This is a genomic window from Sphingobium sp. D43FB (genome assembly GCF_002312805.1).
In the GTDB taxonomy this organism is placed as follows: Bacteria; Pseudomonadota; Alphaproteobacteria; order Sphingomonadales; family Sphingomonadaceae; genus Sphingobium.
Map to the genome: position 1 here is coordinate 266,129 of NZ_NMUA01000001.1, position 15,939 is coordinate 282,067.

Below are 15,939 nucleotides of genomic sequence, written 5' to 3' on the forward strand. Positions count from 1 at the left end.
AACCCCGTCCCGGCACGCTCGATCCTATTTTATACGCGCGGTGCGCCAGTGCGCTGGACGGCGCTCTTGTGCGCGCCGACCGGGCCGCCGCTGCGGCGACGACGGAAGGGACGCTTCTCGCCACCCTCGGAGTCGGGACGATGTGCCCGATCCGGCGTGCCGCGCGACTGCTTCTGGCCGTCCTGATATTTACGCTGACCATCGGCGCGACGGGCCTGCTGCTGGGGCGACTGGCTCGGACCCTTTTTCGGGGCGGCGGGCTTGGGCATGTTGCGCACCGCTTCCATGAAATTCTCAGGCAGCGTTTCGATTTCCAGCTTTACGCGGGTCGTCTTTTCGATCGCCTTGAGGAAAGGCCGTTCATCATCCGCCACGAAGCTGATGGCGATGCCTTCGGCCCCAGCGCGCGCGGTGCGGCCGATACGATGGACATATTGTTCCGCCACATTGGGGATTTCAAAGTTGATGACATGCGACACACCCGACACGTCGATGCCGCGCGCGGCGATATCGGTCGCGACCAGCAGCTTGACCTTGCCCTGGCGGAATGCCTGCAAGGCCGTGGTGCGCTGGCCCTGGCTCTTATTGCCATGGATCGCGAAGGCGTCGATCCCCGCGCCTTCCAGGAAGCGCACGACACGATCGGCACCATGTTTGGTGCGCGTGAAGATCAGGGCGCGGTCAATCTCTTCGCTCTTGAGCATCAGATGGAGCAGCGCCTGCTTTTCCGCCTGGTTCACGAAGATCGCGCGCTGACGCACACGTTCCGCCGTGGTCGATTGCGGCGCGACGCTGACCTTGACCGGATCGTTCAGGAACTGGGCGGCGAGCGCTTCGATTTCCTTGGGCATGGTGGCCGAGAAGAACAGATTCTGCCGTTCGCGCGGCAGCATCTTGGCGACGCGCTTCAACGGCTGGATGAAGCCCATGTCCATCATCTGGTCGGCTTCATCGAGAACGAAGATTTCCGTGTCCTTGATGGTCAGCGCGCGCTGGTCGATAAGGTCGAGCAGGCGGCCCGGCGTCGCGACGACGATATCGACGCCGCCAGCCAGAACGCGGATCTGCTTGTTGATCGGCACGCCGCCGAACACGGTTTCGACGCTCAGCTTGAGGAAACGGCCATAGTCGCGGAAGCTCTGCGCGATCTGCGCCGCCAGTTCGCGGGTCGGTGCCAGCACCAGCATCCGACAGCCCTTGAGTGGCGTAACCTTGGGATTGCGCGCGAAATAGTCGAGGCTGGGCAGCGCGAACGCCGCGGTCTTGCCGGTGCCGGTCTGCGCGATGCCGCACAGATCCTTGCCTTCCAGCAGCGCCGGAATGGCCTTTTGCTGGATCGGCGTCGGGGTAACGTAATTTTTGGAGGCGAGCGCCTTCATGATCGGCTCAGCCAGACCAAAGTCATTGAATTCCATGTGTAAACTCACAAGTGGGCCATGCGCCAACCTGATCTGCGGACGCAGCAAGGGCGCTAAGGCGGGTTACGAAACGACCCGCGTGAAAAGGGAAGCCTCAAGCTTGACGCAGACTCTCATTGGCCGGTCCGTGAGCCCTTTGTGACTGCTTCAGCCACCGTAGGTTTGCGGACGATCACGCTGCCAATCGCTGTGGAACCAAAATGGTCCCTCTGCTGCGCTGCAACGCATATGGCGAAGGCGCAGACAAAAAGCAAGCGGCCGCAACATGCTGTCGCGGCCGCTCATTTCTTCAGGCGAAAAGGCTCAGAGCGTTATTTCGACATGCTTGGTCTTCATTTCGTCACGCACATCGCCGCCGAACATCATCTTGAACACGCCCGTCAGCGACATGTCCGCGCGCCAGATTTCCGCCGTGCCCAGATCAAAGCGCAGCATCAACAGGTTCGGGTCGTTACGCCCACCCGGATACCAGGCCTCGACCTGCTTGGACCAATAACGATCGATGACCGCCGCATCCGTCTCTTCGGTCAATGTCCCGTCGATGCAGGCGAACAGGTCATGATCCTTGGCGGCATATTGCGCCATCGCCGGGCCGCCGGGGGCCAGCCGATTGTCGCGGCTGGTGTAGAACCAGAAGCAATGATTGGCATCGGGATCGAGCTGCGCCGTCATCGGCAAGCTATGCTCATGGCTGTTCTGCAGACCGATCATCACAAACGGGCTGCTTGCCAGATCGCTCCAGAAACGGTCGCGGATTTCGGATTCGGTGCTCATATGGGCTCTCCAATTGCTTCCCCCAATCAATCGACGGCAGCCAACGAAGTTCCCCGCCGCTTGATCTTGGGCCTGCTTGCCTCCACATAGCGTCCATGCTGATCGAGACCGAACTGACGCCCAACCCGGCGACCATCAAATTCCTCCCCGGCCGCACCGTCATGGGCGCAGGCACCCGCGATTTCGCGTCACCGGAGGAAGCCGAAGCCTCGCCGCTCGCCGATGCGCTGTTCGGCTTGGGCGACGTCACCGGCGTCTTCTTCGGCAGCGACTTCATTTCCGTCACGATCGCACCGGGTTCCGAATGGGCTTATGTAAAGCCGGATATTCTCGCGACCCTGCTCGAACATTTTTCCGCCAACATGCCGCTCTTCAAGGCAGGCTCCGCCGCCGAAATCAGCGTGCCCGGCGATGAAGGCAGCTTTGGCGATGATCCGGCGGATGCCGAAATCGTCGAACAGATTCGCGAACTCATCGATACGCGTGTGCGCCCGGCCGTCGCAAATGACGGCGGCGACATCATCTATCGCGGCTTTGACAAGGGCACCGTCTATCTCAAGATGCAGGGGGCCTGCGCCGGTTGCCCGTCGTCCACCGCGACGCTCAAGAATGGTATCGAACAATTGCTCAAACATTATGTTCCCGAAGTCACGGAAGTCCGCGCGGTCTGAACCGCGTATGTGATTTGGCAAAACGCGCCTGATCGACTAACCGCTAGGCGAATCCGCTCTTTTGCGGAGCCTAAAGGGAGTATCCTTTGCGCCTGCTGGTGATCGACACTGCGACACAGGCTTTGTCCGTGGCGTTGTTGGAAGACGGCGCGCTTATCGGCCGCCATCACGAAATCGTCGGGCGCGGCCATGCCGAAGCCTTGTTGCCGGCCATCGCCGCCCTGCCAGATGGCGGCCGCGCCGACGCCATTGCGGTGGATGTGGGGCCGGGCAGTTTCACCGGCGTCCGCATCGGGATAGCCGCCGCGCGCGCGCTGGCTTTGGCCTGGGCGCTCCCGCTCCATGGTTACAGCGCGCCATCGATCATCGCCGCCAGCGCCGCGCGACGGCATCAGGGCGACGATCCGATCATCGTCACTATCACTGGCGGTCATGGTGAGCTTTTCTGGCAAGCCTTCACCAGCGACGGCATGACGGCGACTGGCCCAGTCCAATCCACGCCCATCGCCCTCCTCGCGGATCAGATCAGCGCACCTATGATCTATGGCACGGGGGCCGAGGCACTGGTCACCGCGCGCGGCGCAGGCGCGGCGCTGACCCTTTATCCCGATGCGGCCGACTATCCGTTGATCGCCGACCTGCCCCCCCTTTCCTCGACGCCCCTCTATGGCCGGGGTGCCGATGCCAAGACGATCGCGGAGCGCGCAGCATCATGATGCCAGAGCTGATCTTCGACACTTATGACGAGGGCGAACGCAACGCCATTGCCGACGCCATGACGGTCATGGACGCCGCCTTCGATCCGGTTTTCGGGGAGGCCTGGACCTCTGCACAACTCGCAGGCGTCATGATGATGCCGGGCACGTGGCTGACAGTCGTGCGGATTGATGCGGCCCCGTTGGGCTTTGCTCTGGTGCGATCCGTATTGGACGAATGCGAACTGTTACTACTCGCGGTTGACCCGCTGTGGCGCGGTCGCGGTGTTGGCGAAGCGCTGTTGCGCGACAGTTTGATGCGTGCGCGCCGTAGGGGCATCACATCGATGAACCTGGAAGTACGCGCTTCAAATAACGCCATAAAACTATACGAAAAAACCGGCTTCGAATATGTGCATCGTCGCCCCGGTTACTATCGCGGCAATGATGGACAACTTCATGATGCTCTGAGCTTTCGTATTGACATGCGGATATGAGCCTATAGCCCCTTGCGAAATGAGGCTATACCGTCTAGCGGAAACCTACCGCTGCAGAAATCCATTTCCACCGGCGGGTCGCATTATAAAAAGCCTTCGTAGGAAATAGAAAAATGGAAACCGAATCGGCACAGAGCGAACTGCTCATTACTTTGACGTCCGACATCGTCGCCGCACATGTCTCCAACAATAGCGTTGCCGTCTCCGACGTCGCCACGCTGATCCAGAATGTACATGGTGCATTGGCGGCGCTCAACGAGCCGGTCGCTGCGCCTGAAGTCAAGCCGGAGCCTGCCGTCTCGGTTCGCTCTTCGATCAAGCCTGACTTCATCATCTGTCTGGAAGATGGCAAGAAGCTCAAGATGCTCAAGCGCCATCTGATGACCCATTATCAGATGACCCCGGACGATTACCGCGCCAAGTGGGGCCTGCCGGCCGACTATCCTATGGTCGCCCCCAATTATGCCGAACAGCGCCGCAATCTGGCGAAGAAGATCGGCCTGGGCACCAAGCGCCGCCGGACCACCCGCGTCGCAAAGTAAGTCTTTGCCCGCATGAATAAGGGAAGCCAGGGGCGCATCGACGATGCGCCCCTTTCCTGTATCTGGCCTTTCCTGTCCGCGTAAAAGCCGCTAGCCAATGGGCTTATCCCCGGACTTTCCATTTGAGCGAGCCTTCATGAACCGCAAGATCGACGTCGAAGCCCTGTGCCATGAAAAAGGCCTTCGCATCACCGAACAACGGCGCGTGATCGCTCAGGTGTTGAGCGACGCCATGGATCATCCCGATGTCGAGGAACTGCATAAACGCTCCGCGATGATCGATCCGGGCATTTCGATCGCCACCGTCTACCGCACCGTCCGCCTGTTCGAGGAAGCGGGTATCTTGGAGCGCCATGACTTTGGCGACGGCCGCGCCCGCTACGAAGCGGCACCGGAATCGCATCATGACCATCTGATCGATGTCGAAACCGGCAATGTCATCGAATTTGTCGATCCCGAACTGGAGCAGCTGCAAAAGCAGATTGCCGAGAAGCTCGGCTTCCGCCTGGTCGACCATCGCATGGAACTGTACGGCGTAGCCCTGGAACGGAAGAACTGACGCTGGCGCCTGTCCGCCGCACGGCCCGCATCGCAGCGCTGGTCGCCAGCCTGCTTGCCTGTCTTATCCCCCATCTGCTCTGGAAGCTGGTCCAGCAACGGTCACCCTGGCCACGCCGCTTCCTGGCGCTGGCGGCGCGCTCGATCGGCGCGCGCGTGGAGCGTGCGGGACAGCCGCATGATGGCGACATGGTTCTCCTCGCCAATCATGTCAGCTGGATCGATATATTGGCGCTCGGCGGCACGACCGGCGCGGCCTTCGTCGCGCATGACGGGATCGCGCGCTGGCCGGTGATCGGCTGGCTGGCAGCCCAGAACAACACGCTGTTTGTCGCCCGCGAACGGCGCGGCGCTCTGTCCCATCAACTCGATGCGCTGCGCGCCGCGATGCAAGGGCATCAGCCGGTCGCGCTCTTCCCCGAAGGCACCACCAGCGACGGCAGCGGCCTGCTGCCGTTCAAACCCTCGCTGCTCGCCGTCCTTATCCCTCCGCCCCGCGCCGTGCTGATCCAGCCGGTGCATATCGACTATGGCGCAGCGACCGGTGAGATCGCCTGGCATGGCGATGAACCCGCAGGCACCAACGCCTGGCGTGTGCTTGGACACAAGGGGCCGCTCGTCGTGACGCTCCGCTTCCTGGCGCCCTTCGACCCGGCAAGCTGCGCCGATCGCAAAGTGATCGCGGCAACCGCGCGCGACGCGATCGCCGCAAGTATCGCCCTGCACCAGCGCCCTTTCGCTTCTGTCCCGCCCTCTATATAGCTAGTGGCCATGAATCGTACCGATGCCCCCAAAGCGCCTGCCACCTTCCACGTCAAATCCTTCGGTTGCCAGATGAACGTCTATGATGGCGAGCGCATGGCCGAGATGCTTGGCGCGCAGGGAATGACGGCGGCGGCGGACGGGACGGATGCCGATCTGGTCATCCTCAACACCTGCCACATCCGCGAAAAGGCGGTGGACAAGGTCTATTCCGACATCGGCCGCATGACCCGCGAGGACGGCACCCGCCCGATGATCGCGGTCGCTGGCTGCGTCGCGCAAGCCGAAGGCAGCGAGATCAGCCGCCGCGCCAAGAACGTCGATATCGTCGTCGGCCCGCAAGCCTATCATCGCCTGCCCGACCTGATCGAAAAGGCCGGACGCGGGGAAGAGGCCGTCGATACCGACATGCCCGCCGCGTCCAAATTCGGCGCGCTACCCGCTCGCACCAAGCAGGCGCGCCCCACCGCCTTCCTGACGATCATGGAAGGGTGCGACAAATTCTGCACCTATTGCGTCGTGCCCTACACACGCGGGGCGGAGATCAGCCGGTCATGGACCGCCATCCTCGACGAAGCCAAGGCGCTGGTCGATGGCGGCGTGAAGGAAATCACCCTGCTGGGCCAGAACGTCAACGCCTGGTCGGGCGAGGATGACAAGGGGCGCATGCAGGGCATGGACGGGCTGGTGCGCGGATTGGCCGAACTGCCCGGCCTCCAACGCATCCGCTACACGACCAGCCATCCCAACGACATGAGCGACGGCCTCATTGCCGCGCATGGCGATTGCGCCAAGCTAATGCCCTTCCTCCATCTGCCGGTACAGTCGGGCAATGACCGCATCCTCAAGGCCATGAACCGCAGCCATGATGTGGCGAGCTATCTGCGCCTCCTCGACCGGGTCCGCGCCGTGCGGCCCGACATCGCCCTGTCGGGTGACTTCATCGTCGGCTTTCCCGGCGAAACCGACGCGGAGTTCGAAGATACGCTGCGCATCGTCGATGCCGTTGGCTATGCCCAATGCTATTCGTTCAAATATAGCCCCCGCCCCGGCACCCCGGCCGCCGACATGGAGGGCCAAGTGCCCGCCGCCGTCATGGACGAACGCCTCGCCCGGCTGCAAGCCGCGATCAACCGGCATCAGGTCGCGTTCAACAGCGCCACCGTCGGTCGCCGCACCGACATATTGCTGGAGCGCAAGGGTCGCTATCCCGGTCAATTGATTGGCAAGACGCCCTGGCTCCAGTCCGTCCACGTCACCGCGCCCGACAGTGCGATCGGCGACCTTATCGAAGTCGATATCATCAGCGCCGGTCCCAATAGTCTGGCCGGCGACTATAGCAGGAGGAAAGCCGCTTGAACCAAAGCCTCGTCATTCCCGCATGGGCGGGACGCCATCTCCCCGATCTTCCGCTGGGACGGATCTTCACGAGATGCATGACGAGCAAGGGAGGCTAAGCATGGGCAAGAAACCGAACCCCCACCATCGCAGCGAAGTCACCGAACGCGCAAAACTCGAAGTCACCTTCGACAAGCCGCATCTGCTCGGCACATTGTTCGGCCAATATGACCGCAATCTGGTTGCGATCGAAAATCGGCTGGGCGTCTACATCGCGGCGCGCGGCAACAAGCTGCAGATCGAGGGCGAGGCGCAGGCCGCCGCCCGTGCGCGCGATGTCATGACCGGCCTCTACAACCGAATCGTCGCGGGGCAGCAGATCGATACCGGCGCGGTCGAAGCCGTCATCGCCATGTCGTCCGAACCGACGCTGGACGGCATCATCCGCCACGATGTCGCCGAACCGCCCACGGTGATGATCCGCACCCGCAAGAAGACGATCGTCCCGCGCTCGGCCACCCAGGTCACCTATATGGAGGCGCTGAACCGCAACGACATCATCTTCGCCCTGGGGCCAGCAGGCACCGGCAAAACCTATCTCGCCGTGGCCCAAGCGGTCAGCCAGCTCATCACCGGCACGGTCGACAAGCTGATCCTGTCGCGCCCCGCGGTCGAGGCCGGTGAGCGGCTGGGCTTCCTGCCCGGCGACATGAAGGAGAAGGTCGATCCCTATCTTCGCCCGATCTACGACGCGCTCTACGACACGCTGCCTGCCGAGCAGGTCGAACGGCGCATCGCCAGCGGAGAGATCGAAATCGCGCCGCTCGCCTTCATGCGTGGACGGACGCTTGCCAACGCCTTCATCGTGCTGGACGAAGCGCAGAACACCACCATCGCCCAGATGAAGATGTTTCTCACTCGCTTCGGCGAAGGCAGCCGCATGGTCGTGTGCGGCGATCCCAAGCAAGTCGATCTGCCGCAACCCGGCGCCTCGGGCCTCGCCGATGCGGTCGCGCGGCTGGAAGGTGTCGAGGGGATCGCCATGGTGCCCTTCGGCATCGGCGACGTCGTCCGCCACCCCGTCGTCGGGCGCATCGTCCAGGCCTATGAGGGGCCGGATGCGTAAACGACATACTCGTCCGTTCGCACTGAGCGAAGTCGAAATGCCCTACCGAGCAGAGCGAGGTGCCTTCGCTTCGCTCTGGCACGGGCTTCGACTTCGCTCAGCCCGAACGGAAAGCAAGGCATATCATGATTGAAGTCGCTCTCCTCCACGAAGATGGCTGGCCCGGTGCGGACTGGGAACAGCTCGCCCAAAGCGCCGTCGCCGCCGCCATCGCCCACAGCCCCTATGCCGCCTTCGCGACCGACCAGGCGCTGTATGAAATCGCGGTCAAGCTGACCAGCGACGCCGAAGTGCATGCGTTGAACCGCGCCTATCGCGACAAGGACAAGCCGACCAACGTCCTGTCCTTTCCGATGGTGCAGGCCGACCTGTTGCAAGGCACCGCCAACACCGACGATGGCGAAGTCCTGCTCGGCGACATCGTGCTGGCCGAGGGGGTCTGCGCCGCCGAAGCGGCCGACAAGGGCATCTCCATCGCCGATCATGCCGTGCATTTGATTGTTCACGGGACTTTTCATTTGCTCGGATATGATCATATGGACGACAATGAGGCGCAGGCCATGGAAGCGTTGGAAATCGCCGCGCTGGCCAGTCTTGGACTTCCCGATCCCTATGGGGATCGCATAATGACAGGGGATTAGGACTAACTATGGCTGAGGGCAGCCCGAAGGACGGCAACGGTTCCAAGGAATCGGACAGTAGTAACGACGGCGGCTTATGGAGCGGCATCAAGTCGCTCCTGTTCGGCGATGGCGAATCCACCAGCCTGCGACAGGAACTGGAAGAAGCGCTCGACGAATATGACGAGGATAGCGAGGAAGTCGGCGCAGCCCCGCCTACCAAGGGCGACCTGTCGGCGATCGAGCGGCAGATGGTCCGCAACCTCCTCCATTTTTCCGAACATACGGTCGACGACGTCGCCGTGCCCCGCGCCGACATTATCGCGATCGAGGAGAAAGCGAGTTTCGCCGATCTCGCCGCGCTGTTCGCCGAAGCGGGCCATAGCCGCATCCCGGTCTATCGCGACACGCTCGATACCATCGTGGGCATGGTCCATATCCGCGACGCTTTCGCCATATTGGCGGGCAAAGACCCGGTGCCGGAAACGCTCGAACCGCTGATCCGCCAGCCGCTCTATGTGCCCGAAAGCATGGGCGCGCTCGACCTGCTCGCCGAAATGCGCGCCAAGCGCACGCATCTTGCCATCGTGCTGGACGAATATTCGGGCACCGAGGGGCTGTTAACCTTCGAGGATCTGGTCGAGGAAATCGTCGGCGAGGTCGAGGATGAGCATGACGATGCCCCCGAAGCGATGCTGGTCCCGCTGGAAGACGGCCTGTGGGAAGCCGACGCCCGCGCCGAACTGGAGGACGTTGCCGAGGAAATCGACGAGAAGCTGGGCGATATCGACGAGGATGTCGATACGCTGGGCGGTCTCGCCTTCGTCATCGCGGGCCGCGTACCCGAACCCGGCGAAATATTGATGCACGATCAAAGCGGCTGGAAACTCGAAATCCTCGCCAGCGACGGACGGCGCGTGACCCGGTTGCGGCTGCACCCGCCGATCAAGCGGGCAATCGAAGAAGACGGCTAGGCAATCCCAGCAAAATTGAGTTACGGACGGGAAATATTAAGGGCTGGGCTTTAGCATCGCGGTCATTGGGTAAAGTGCGGCGGCGATGCGAAGCGAACGGATCAGGACAAGAACAGGCGCCCGGAGCGCCGACATGCTGCTGGCCGCGCCATGGAGCAGGCTGGAAAAGCTGTTGCTGGCGGCCATCGCCATCGCCACCCTGTTCTGCACGCTGATCACGCCGCCTTTTCAGGCGCCAGACGAAAACCAACATTATATGAAGGCGCTGCTGCTGTCGGAGGGGCGTGTCCTGACCGAACAGCGCGGCGATCTGATCGGCGCGACTTTGCCGCGCGCGGCCGTGGACTTTCACGCCGTCGATTTCCCGACCGACGTTCCGCCCACGCTGCGCCGCTTCGATCGCGCCATGCTGGAACGGAGCGGTGATGCCGATGCGCAGCGGCCCGGCACTGCCTTCGCCGACTTTCCCAATGTCGCGAGCTACGCGCCCACCCTCTATGCCCCCGGTGCACTCGGCCTGTATCTGGGCGAAGCGCTCGACGTGTCGCGGCGCGACGCCTTCTATGTCGGTCGCCTCGTCAACGCGGCGACGGGACTACTGCTGCTGATCGCCGCGCTGCAACTCCTCCCCTTCGGCCGCAACGCCCTGCTGGCAACCGCCCTACTCCCGACCTTCGCCTATCAGACCGGATCACTCTCGCCCGATGCGGTCATCAATGGCCTCGGCTTTCTCGGCCTAGCGCTTGCGCTGCGGATCGGCTTCATGGGCGCAAGCCCCGCCCGCGCCGCCGGATTGTTCATCATCGCCCCGCTTCTGGCCCTCGCCAAAGGCGTCTACCTCCCCATCATGGCGGCAGGCCTGCGCTGGCCGCACGACCGGCGCGACTATCGGCCATGGCTGCTGGTCGGCGCGATGCTGGTCGGCGCCATCGGCTTCATCCTGTGGATGACATTGTCCGGCGGCAGCCAGGCGCTCTACCATATCCAGTCGCGCCGCACCGGCGAGACGATGATGACCGCCCCGCTCGCCGACCAACTGGCCGTCATCCTGCACGATCCGTTAGCCTATGTCCGCATCCTCGTCTCCAGCGTGACCGAACGCGCGCCGGTCTATGCCCTCCAGATCGTCGGCCGCTTCGGCTGGAACGCCATATTGCTGCCCCTGCTCGCCTATCCGATTGCCCTGCTCATGCTCGGCACAGGCATCGCAACTGGCACAGGCGCGCGTTTCGGCATCGCTCAACGGCTCTGGTGGCTGGCGGTCGCGGGCGGCATTGCCTTGCTGATCGAAACCGCCATGTATCTGACCGGCACGCCGCTGGGGGCCGACTATATTCAGGGGACGCAGGGCCGCTATTTCCTGCCGATCCTGCCCTTGATCCTGATCGCGCTCTCGCCCGACCGACCGATGCGCGGCGTACCGCGCCTGTTCGCAGGGACCGCCTTACTGCTGCTCGTCATCGCGGCCATGACGTTATTCGACAGTTTCTGGGTTCATGGCTTCATCACCACCGACGGCATGCCACCGCATGACAGCCTGGCCCGCGCCTTGCTGCTACCCTCGCCGCGCTGGTAACCACACCCGGCACAGCAGCAGCCAGCCGAAGCCGGTGACCCAACCCGCCATCACGTCACTCGGCCAATGCACGCCCAGCCACACCCGGCTGATACCGATCAGTGCGATCATCACGCCCGCCGCCCAATAGACGCTACGCCGCCCGGCCAGCATCGCCAGTGCGCCGAACAACATCATATTGCCCGCCGCATGGCCGCTCGGAAAGCTGTAGCTCTGCACGATGTCCAGATGCGGCAACAGGTCGGGGCGCGGCGCGGCGAATATCTGCTTGAGGATCAGGTTGAGCGCCGTGCCCCCCGCCATCATCAGCGCCAGCCACAGCGCATCGGCCCGCCGACGTCCCCACAGCAAAAGGGGAAACACCACCGCCAATATCGCTAATCGGCCGATCGTGTCGCCGATCGCCGTTGCCAGCCGCATCAGCGCAATGGAAGGCCCGCCCCAAGCACTATCGCGTGCTTCGCCCGCCGCGCCCATCAGGCCGACATTCAAGCCATCCAGCCACCCCGCGCGCTGCATCCACGCAATGGCGACGACGCACAAAAGCGCGAGGACCATAGCCCCCGCGCCTTTCTCCCGTGTCCAGCGATCAGATATGGATCGCACGCCCATAAGCGGCCAGAACGCTTTCGTGCATCGACTCCGAAATGGTCGGATGCGGGAAGACCGTGTGCATCAATTCCGCCTCGGTCGTCTCCAGCGTCTTGCCGATCGTATAGCCCTGGATCATCTCGGTCACTTCCGCGCCGATCATATGCGCGCCCAGCAGCTCGCCGGTCTTGGCGTCGAACACCGTCTTGGTGAAGCCCTCGGCCTCGCCTAGCGCGATCGCCTTGCCATTGCCGATGAAGGGGAACATGCCGACCTTCACCTCATAACCCGCTTCCTTCGCCTTGGCTTCGGTCAGGCCGACGCTGGCGATCTGCGGGTGGCAATAGGTGCAGCCTGGAATGTTGCGCACGTCCATCGCATGGGGATGGACATCCTTGTTGCCCAGCGTCTGCGCAATCATCTCGGCGACGATCACGCCCTCATGGCTCGCCTTGTGCGCCAGCCATGGCGGCGCCGTCACGTCGCCGATCGCCCAGATGCCATCGACATTGGTGCGGCCATAGGCGTCGGTCTTGACGTGGAAACGCTGGTCCGGCTCGACGCCGACCTCTTCCAGACCCAGATTTTCGACATTGGGGACGATGCCGATCGCCACGATCACATGGCTATATTCGGCCTCGATCGCCTTGCCCGTCTTGTCCTTGATCGTCGCGGTCACGCCCTTGTCGCCGGTCGCGATTTTTTCGATCTTGGCCCCGGTCAGCACGGTCATGCCCTGCTTCTTGACCGCCTTTTCCAGGAAAGCGGACACATCGGCATCTTCGACGGGGACGATGCGGTCCATCATCTCGACCACGGTCACGTCCGCGCCCATGTCGTTGTAGAAGCTCGCAAATTCGATACCGATCGCGCCCGATCCGATGACCAGCAGCTTGGTCGGCATTTCCGGCGGCGTCATGGCGTGGCGATAGGTCCACACCCGCTTGCCGTCGGCCTTGAGCTGCGGCAAGTCGCGGGCGCGCGCACCAGTCGCGATGATGATATGCTTGGCCGTCAGTTCCTCGGTCTTGCCATCCTTGGTAACGGACAGCTTGCCCTTCGCCACCAGCTTGCCATCGCCCATATGGACGGTGATCTTGTTCTTCTTCATCAGGTGGGTGACGCCCTGATTGAGCTGCTTGGCAACGCCGCGCGACCGCTTCACCACCGCTTCGATGTCCGCCGTGATATTGTCCGCTGCCAGGCCATAATCCTTGGCATGCTGCATATAATGGAAAATCTCGGCCGACCGCAGCAGCGCCTTGGTCGGGATGCAGCCCCAGTTGAGGCAGATGCCGCCCAGATTTTCGCGCTCGACGATGGCCGTCTTGAGGCCGAGCTGCGCAGCGCGGATCGCGGCGACATAGCCGCCGGGGCCGGAGCCGAGGACGATGAGATCGTAGGTATCAGCCATGGGTCACACTCGCTTCTTGTAATTAGGCTTCCGCGATCGGCGGAACGGAACGGGGCTGGCGATCCTCTCCGATCGCCACGAAGGTAAAGGTCGCCTGGGTCACGCGATAGGATCGGTCGTCATGTCGCGCACGACGCCACGCTTCTACCGCAATCTTCATCGACGTGCGCCCAACGGATTTGAGGGTAGCGAACACCGAAACCTCGTCGCCGACGACGACCGGGCGCAGGAACGTCATGCCCTCCACCGCGATCGTCACGGCACGGCCATGGCTGTAGCGCGCAGCTACCGATCCTGCCGCCGAATCCATCAGGCTCATCAGCCAACCGCCGAAAATATCCCCATAGGGATTGGTATCGGCGGGCATGGCGATGACCCGCACCGCCGGGTGATGCTCCGGCGGCTGCTCGTCAACGAACGGCATCAGGCCAACATGCCGATCGGGTTTTCGATCAATTCCTTGAACGCCTTCATCAACCGCGCCCCATCGGCGCCGTCGATGGCGCGATGGTCGAAGCTGCCGGTGGCCGACATGACGGTTGCGATCTGCAGGCTGTCATCGACCACGAACGGCCGCTTCTCGCCCGCGCCGATCGCCATGATCATGCCCTGGGGCGGGTTGATGACCGCCTCGAACTGCTTGATGCCGAACATGCCCATGTTGGAGAGCGAGGCGGTGCCGCCCTGATATTCTTCCGGCTTGAGCTTGCCGTCCTTGGCGCGGCTGGCGAGATCCTTCATCGCGTCGGAGATTGCGGCGACGCCCTTGCTGCCTGCGTCGGTGATGATCGGGGTGATCAGGCCACCGGGGATCGACACCGCGACCGAAATGTCGGCGCGCTTGAACTGCAGCATCTGGTCGCCCGCAAACTGAACGTTGCATTCCGGCACTTCGGCGAGCGCCACGCCCAGCGCCTTGATCAGCAGGTCGTTGACCGACAGCTTGACCTTGCGGCTGGCAAGCCCCGCATTGAGTTCGCCGCGCAGTTTGAGCAGCTTGTCGAGCTGGATATCGACCGTCAGATAAATGTGCGGCACTTGCTGCTTGGATTCGGTCAAGCGGCGCGCGATCGTCTTGCGCATGCCGCTCAGCTTGACGACCTCGTGTGGAATGCCGAAATCCTGCGCGCCGGTCGGCGCAGCCGGTGCCGGGGCCGCAGGAGCCTTCTCCGCCGGGGCGGCAGCAGGCGCAGCGGCCGACTTGGCCGTGCCTGCCTTCGCCCCGTCCAGATCGCCCTTCACGATGCGGCCATTGGGACCGGAACCGGTGACCGCCGCCAGATCGATGCCCTTGTCCTGGGCCAGACGGCGCGCGAGCGGGCTGGCCTTGACCCGACCCTCGGCGGGGGCAGCAGCGGCGGGCGCAGCCGCAGCCTTTGGCGTTGCGGCAGGCGCTTCGGCTTCCGCCTTGGCAGGTGCCGCCTCGGCCTTGGGTGCAGCTTCGCCACCACCGGCAGCGACGGCCGCGACGTCCTCGCCTTCTTCCGCGATGATCGCGATCACGGTGCCGACTTTCACGCCTTCGGAGCCTTCGGATACCAGGATTTTGGCGATCACGCCTTCATCGACCGCCTCGAACTCCATCGTCGCCTTGTCGGTCTCGATTTCCGCCAGCAGATCGCCGGACGATACCGTATCCCCTTCCTTGACCAGCCATTTGGCCAGCGTCCCTTCCTCCATGGTGGGGGACAAAGCGGGCATCTGGATCGTCTTGCTCATGCGTTCTGGGCCTCTTCTTCAATTATGCGGCACGCGCCATTTGCTGTTCGTTTTCACGCATTCGCCGGAACGGTCAAGGGACGCCTTGCGCCAAAGCCGATTATGGCCCACATTTCACCCCTATGGTTCGTTCGGTCCGATTGACCGAACGGCATGGCCATCAAATCTTTGCAGGGGCAATATTCAGTGCGGGCATATCTGGTTGTCGTGGACGAATCGCCGGAGGCTGAAACCGCGCTGCGCTTCGCCGCACGGCGCGCAGCCAAGACCGGCGGCACCGTCCGCATCCTCGCCCTGATCCCGCCGGCCGAATTCGTCCAGTGGGGCGGCGTACAGGCGACGATGGAGGATGAAGCGCTGCAACGCGCCGAGGCGCTGGTCACCAGTGCAGCCGGAACATTGATGGATGAATCCGGTATTCGTCCCAGCATCACCGTGCGCCAGGGCGAAGCCGTTGCTGTCGTGCGCGAAACTCTCGATGAAATGGACGATGTCGCCGCACTGGTATTGGGTGCCGCCGCCAGCGGCCCGCCCGGCCCTCTGGTATCGCATTTCGCCGGAGCAGATGCGGGCCGAATGCCCTGCCCCATCATGGTCATCCCCGGCGCGCTCGACGCGGAATCGATCGACCGCCTGAGCTGACGCTCGATCCACGCGCCGTCAT

General features: G+C 63.1%; 18 protein-coding genes. 12 read left to right on the forward strand and 6 right to left on the reverse strand.

The annotated features are described in order from the left end of the window. Positions 1–29: 29 nt before the first annotated feature. Both SxD43FB_RS01225 and SxD43FB_RS01230 read right to left on the reverse strand, forming a co-directional pair. A complete protein-coding gene (locus SxD43FB_RS01225) occupies positions 30–1,415 on the reverse strand; it encodes a DEAD/DEAH box helicase (RefSeq protein WP_096060644.1) in 1,386 nt (461 codons plus the stop codon). A 306-nt stretch (positions 1,416–1,721) separates the two neighbouring features. Then, entirely contained in the window at positions 1,722–2,192 is a 471-nt protein-coding gene (locus SxD43FB_RS01230) for a pyridoxamine 5'-phosphate oxidase family protein (RefSeq protein ID WP_069066658.1), read from the reverse strand. A gap of 95 nt (positions 2,193–2,287) precedes the next feature. Here SxD43FB_RS01230 and SxD43FB_RS01235 point away from each other — a divergent pair, with 95 nt between their 5' ends. The 11 genes from SxD43FB_RS01235 (at position 2,288) to SxD43FB_RS01285 (ending at position 11,551) form a co-directional block, all read left to right on the forward strand. Beyond that, positions 2,288–2,863, forward strand: coding sequence for a NifU family protein (locus SxD43FB_RS01235; protein ID WP_096060645.1), 576 nt, complete (start codon positions 2,288–2,290; stop codon positions 2,861–2,863). An 86-nt stretch (positions 2,864–2,949) separates the two neighbouring features. Further along, positions 2,950–3,579 (forward strand): tRNA (adenosine(37)-N6)-threonylcarbamoyltransferase complex dimerization subunit type 1 TsaB, encoded by a 630-nt coding sequence (gene tsaB / locus SxD43FB_RS01240; protein ID WP_096060646.1) that lies wholly within the window; start codon positions 2,950–2,952, stop codon positions 3,577–3,579. After that, positions 3,576–4,055 carry a ribosomal protein S18-alanine N-acetyltransferase gene (gene rimI, locus SxD43FB_RS01245; RefSeq protein WP_037474564.1) on the forward strand — a complete coding sequence of 160 codons (480 nt, stop codon included), beginning with the start codon at positions 3,576–3,578 and terminating at the stop codon, positions 4,053–4,055. Before tsaB ends, rimI begins: the two co-directional genes overlap by 4 nt. A 113-nt stretch (positions 4,056–4,168) precedes the next feature. After that, on the forward strand, positions 4,169–4,597 hold the full coding sequence (locus tag SxD43FB_RS01250; protein ID WP_096060647.1) for a MucR family transcriptional regulator: 429 nt from the start codon (positions 4,169–4,171) through the stop codon (positions 4,595–4,597). Positions 4,598–4,733: 136 nt separating this feature from the next. Continuing rightward, complete coding sequence (locus SxD43FB_RS01255) at positions 4,734–5,156, forward strand: Fur family transcriptional regulator (protein ID WP_037474568.1); 423 nt, start codon at positions 4,734–4,736, stop codon at positions 5,154–5,156. 2 nt (positions 5,157–5,158) lie between these two features. Beyond that, complete coding sequence (locus SxD43FB_RS01260; RefSeq protein ID WP_096060648.1) at positions 5,159–5,917, forward strand: lysophospholipid acyltransferase family protein; 759 nt, start codon at positions 5,159–5,161, stop codon at positions 5,915–5,917. Positions 5,918–5,926: 9 nt separating this feature from the next. After that, a complete protein-coding gene (gene miaB, locus SxD43FB_RS01265; protein ID WP_096060649.1) occupies positions 5,927–7,276 on the forward strand; it encodes a tRNA (N6-isopentenyl adenosine(37)-C2)-methylthiotransferase MiaB in 1,350 nt (449 codons plus the stop codon). Positions 7,277–7,376: 100 nt separating this feature from the next. Next, complete coding sequence (locus SxD43FB_RS01270; protein WP_096060650.1) at positions 7,377–8,381, forward strand: PhoH family protein; 1,005 nt, start codon at positions 7,377–7,379, stop codon at positions 8,379–8,381. A gap of 125 nt (positions 8,382–8,506) precedes the next feature. Continuing rightward, on the forward strand, positions 8,507–9,022 hold the full coding sequence (gene ybeY / locus SxD43FB_RS01275; protein WP_096060651.1) for an rRNA maturation RNase YbeY: 516 nt from the start codon (positions 8,507–8,509) through the stop codon (positions 9,020–9,022). A gap of 8 nt (positions 9,023–9,030) precedes the next feature. Continuing rightward, positions 9,031–9,975 carry a hemolysin family protein gene (locus tag SxD43FB_RS01280; RefSeq protein ID WP_096060652.1) on the forward strand — a complete coding sequence of 315 codons (945 nt, stop codon included), beginning with the start codon at positions 9,031–9,033 and terminating at the stop codon, positions 9,973–9,975. Positions 9,976–10,108: 133 nt separating this feature from the next. After that, the gene (locus SxD43FB_RS01285; RefSeq protein WP_255245560.1) at positions 10,109–11,551 is read left to right on the forward strand and encodes a DUF2142 domain-containing protein; all 1,443 of its coding nucleotides are present in this window, start codon (positions 10,109–10,111) and stop codon (positions 11,549–11,551) included. Here the strand turns inward: SxD43FB_RS01285 and SxD43FB_RS01290 are convergent. The 4 genes from SxD43FB_RS01290 to SxD43FB_RS01305 are packed head-to-tail and all read right to left on the reverse strand — an operon-like array spanning position 11,531 to position 15,275. Beyond that, complete coding sequence (locus SxD43FB_RS01290; RefSeq protein WP_096060654.1) at positions 11,531–12,163, reverse strand: phosphatase PAP2 family protein; 633 nt, start codon at positions 12,161–12,163, stop codon at positions 11,531–11,533. The two genes, SxD43FB_RS01285 and SxD43FB_RS01290, sit on opposite strands and share 21 nt — an antisense overlap. Next, the gene (gene lpdA / locus SxD43FB_RS01295; protein WP_037474584.1) at positions 12,141–13,556 is read right to left on the reverse strand and encodes a dihydrolipoyl dehydrogenase; all 1,416 of its coding nucleotides are present in this window, start codon (positions 13,554–13,556) and stop codon (positions 12,141–12,143) included. The genes SxD43FB_RS01290 and lpdA overlap by 23 nt, the downstream gene beginning before the upstream one ends. Positions 13,557–13,578: 22 nt before the next feature. Continuing rightward, on the reverse strand, positions 13,579–13,980 hold the full coding sequence (locus SxD43FB_RS01300; RefSeq protein WP_037474587.1) for an acyl-CoA thioesterase: 402 nt from the start codon (positions 13,978–13,980) through the stop codon (positions 13,579–13,581). After that, positions 13,980–15,275, reverse strand: a complete 1,296-nt coding sequence (locus tag SxD43FB_RS01305) for a pyruvate dehydrogenase complex dihydrolipoamide acetyltransferase (RefSeq protein WP_096060655.1) — start codon at positions 15,273–15,275, stop codon at positions 13,980–13,982. The genes SxD43FB_RS01300 and SxD43FB_RS01305 overlap by 1 nt, the downstream gene beginning before the upstream one ends. A 186-nt stretch (positions 15,276–15,461) precedes the next feature. Between SxD43FB_RS01305 and SxD43FB_RS01310 the strand changes: the two genes are divergently transcribed. Continuing rightward, on the forward strand, positions 15,462–15,917 hold the full coding sequence (locus SxD43FB_RS01310) for a universal stress protein (protein ID WP_069067086.1): 456 nt from the start codon (positions 15,462–15,464) through the stop codon (positions 15,915–15,917). Positions 15,918–15,939 lie beyond the last annotated feature (22 nt).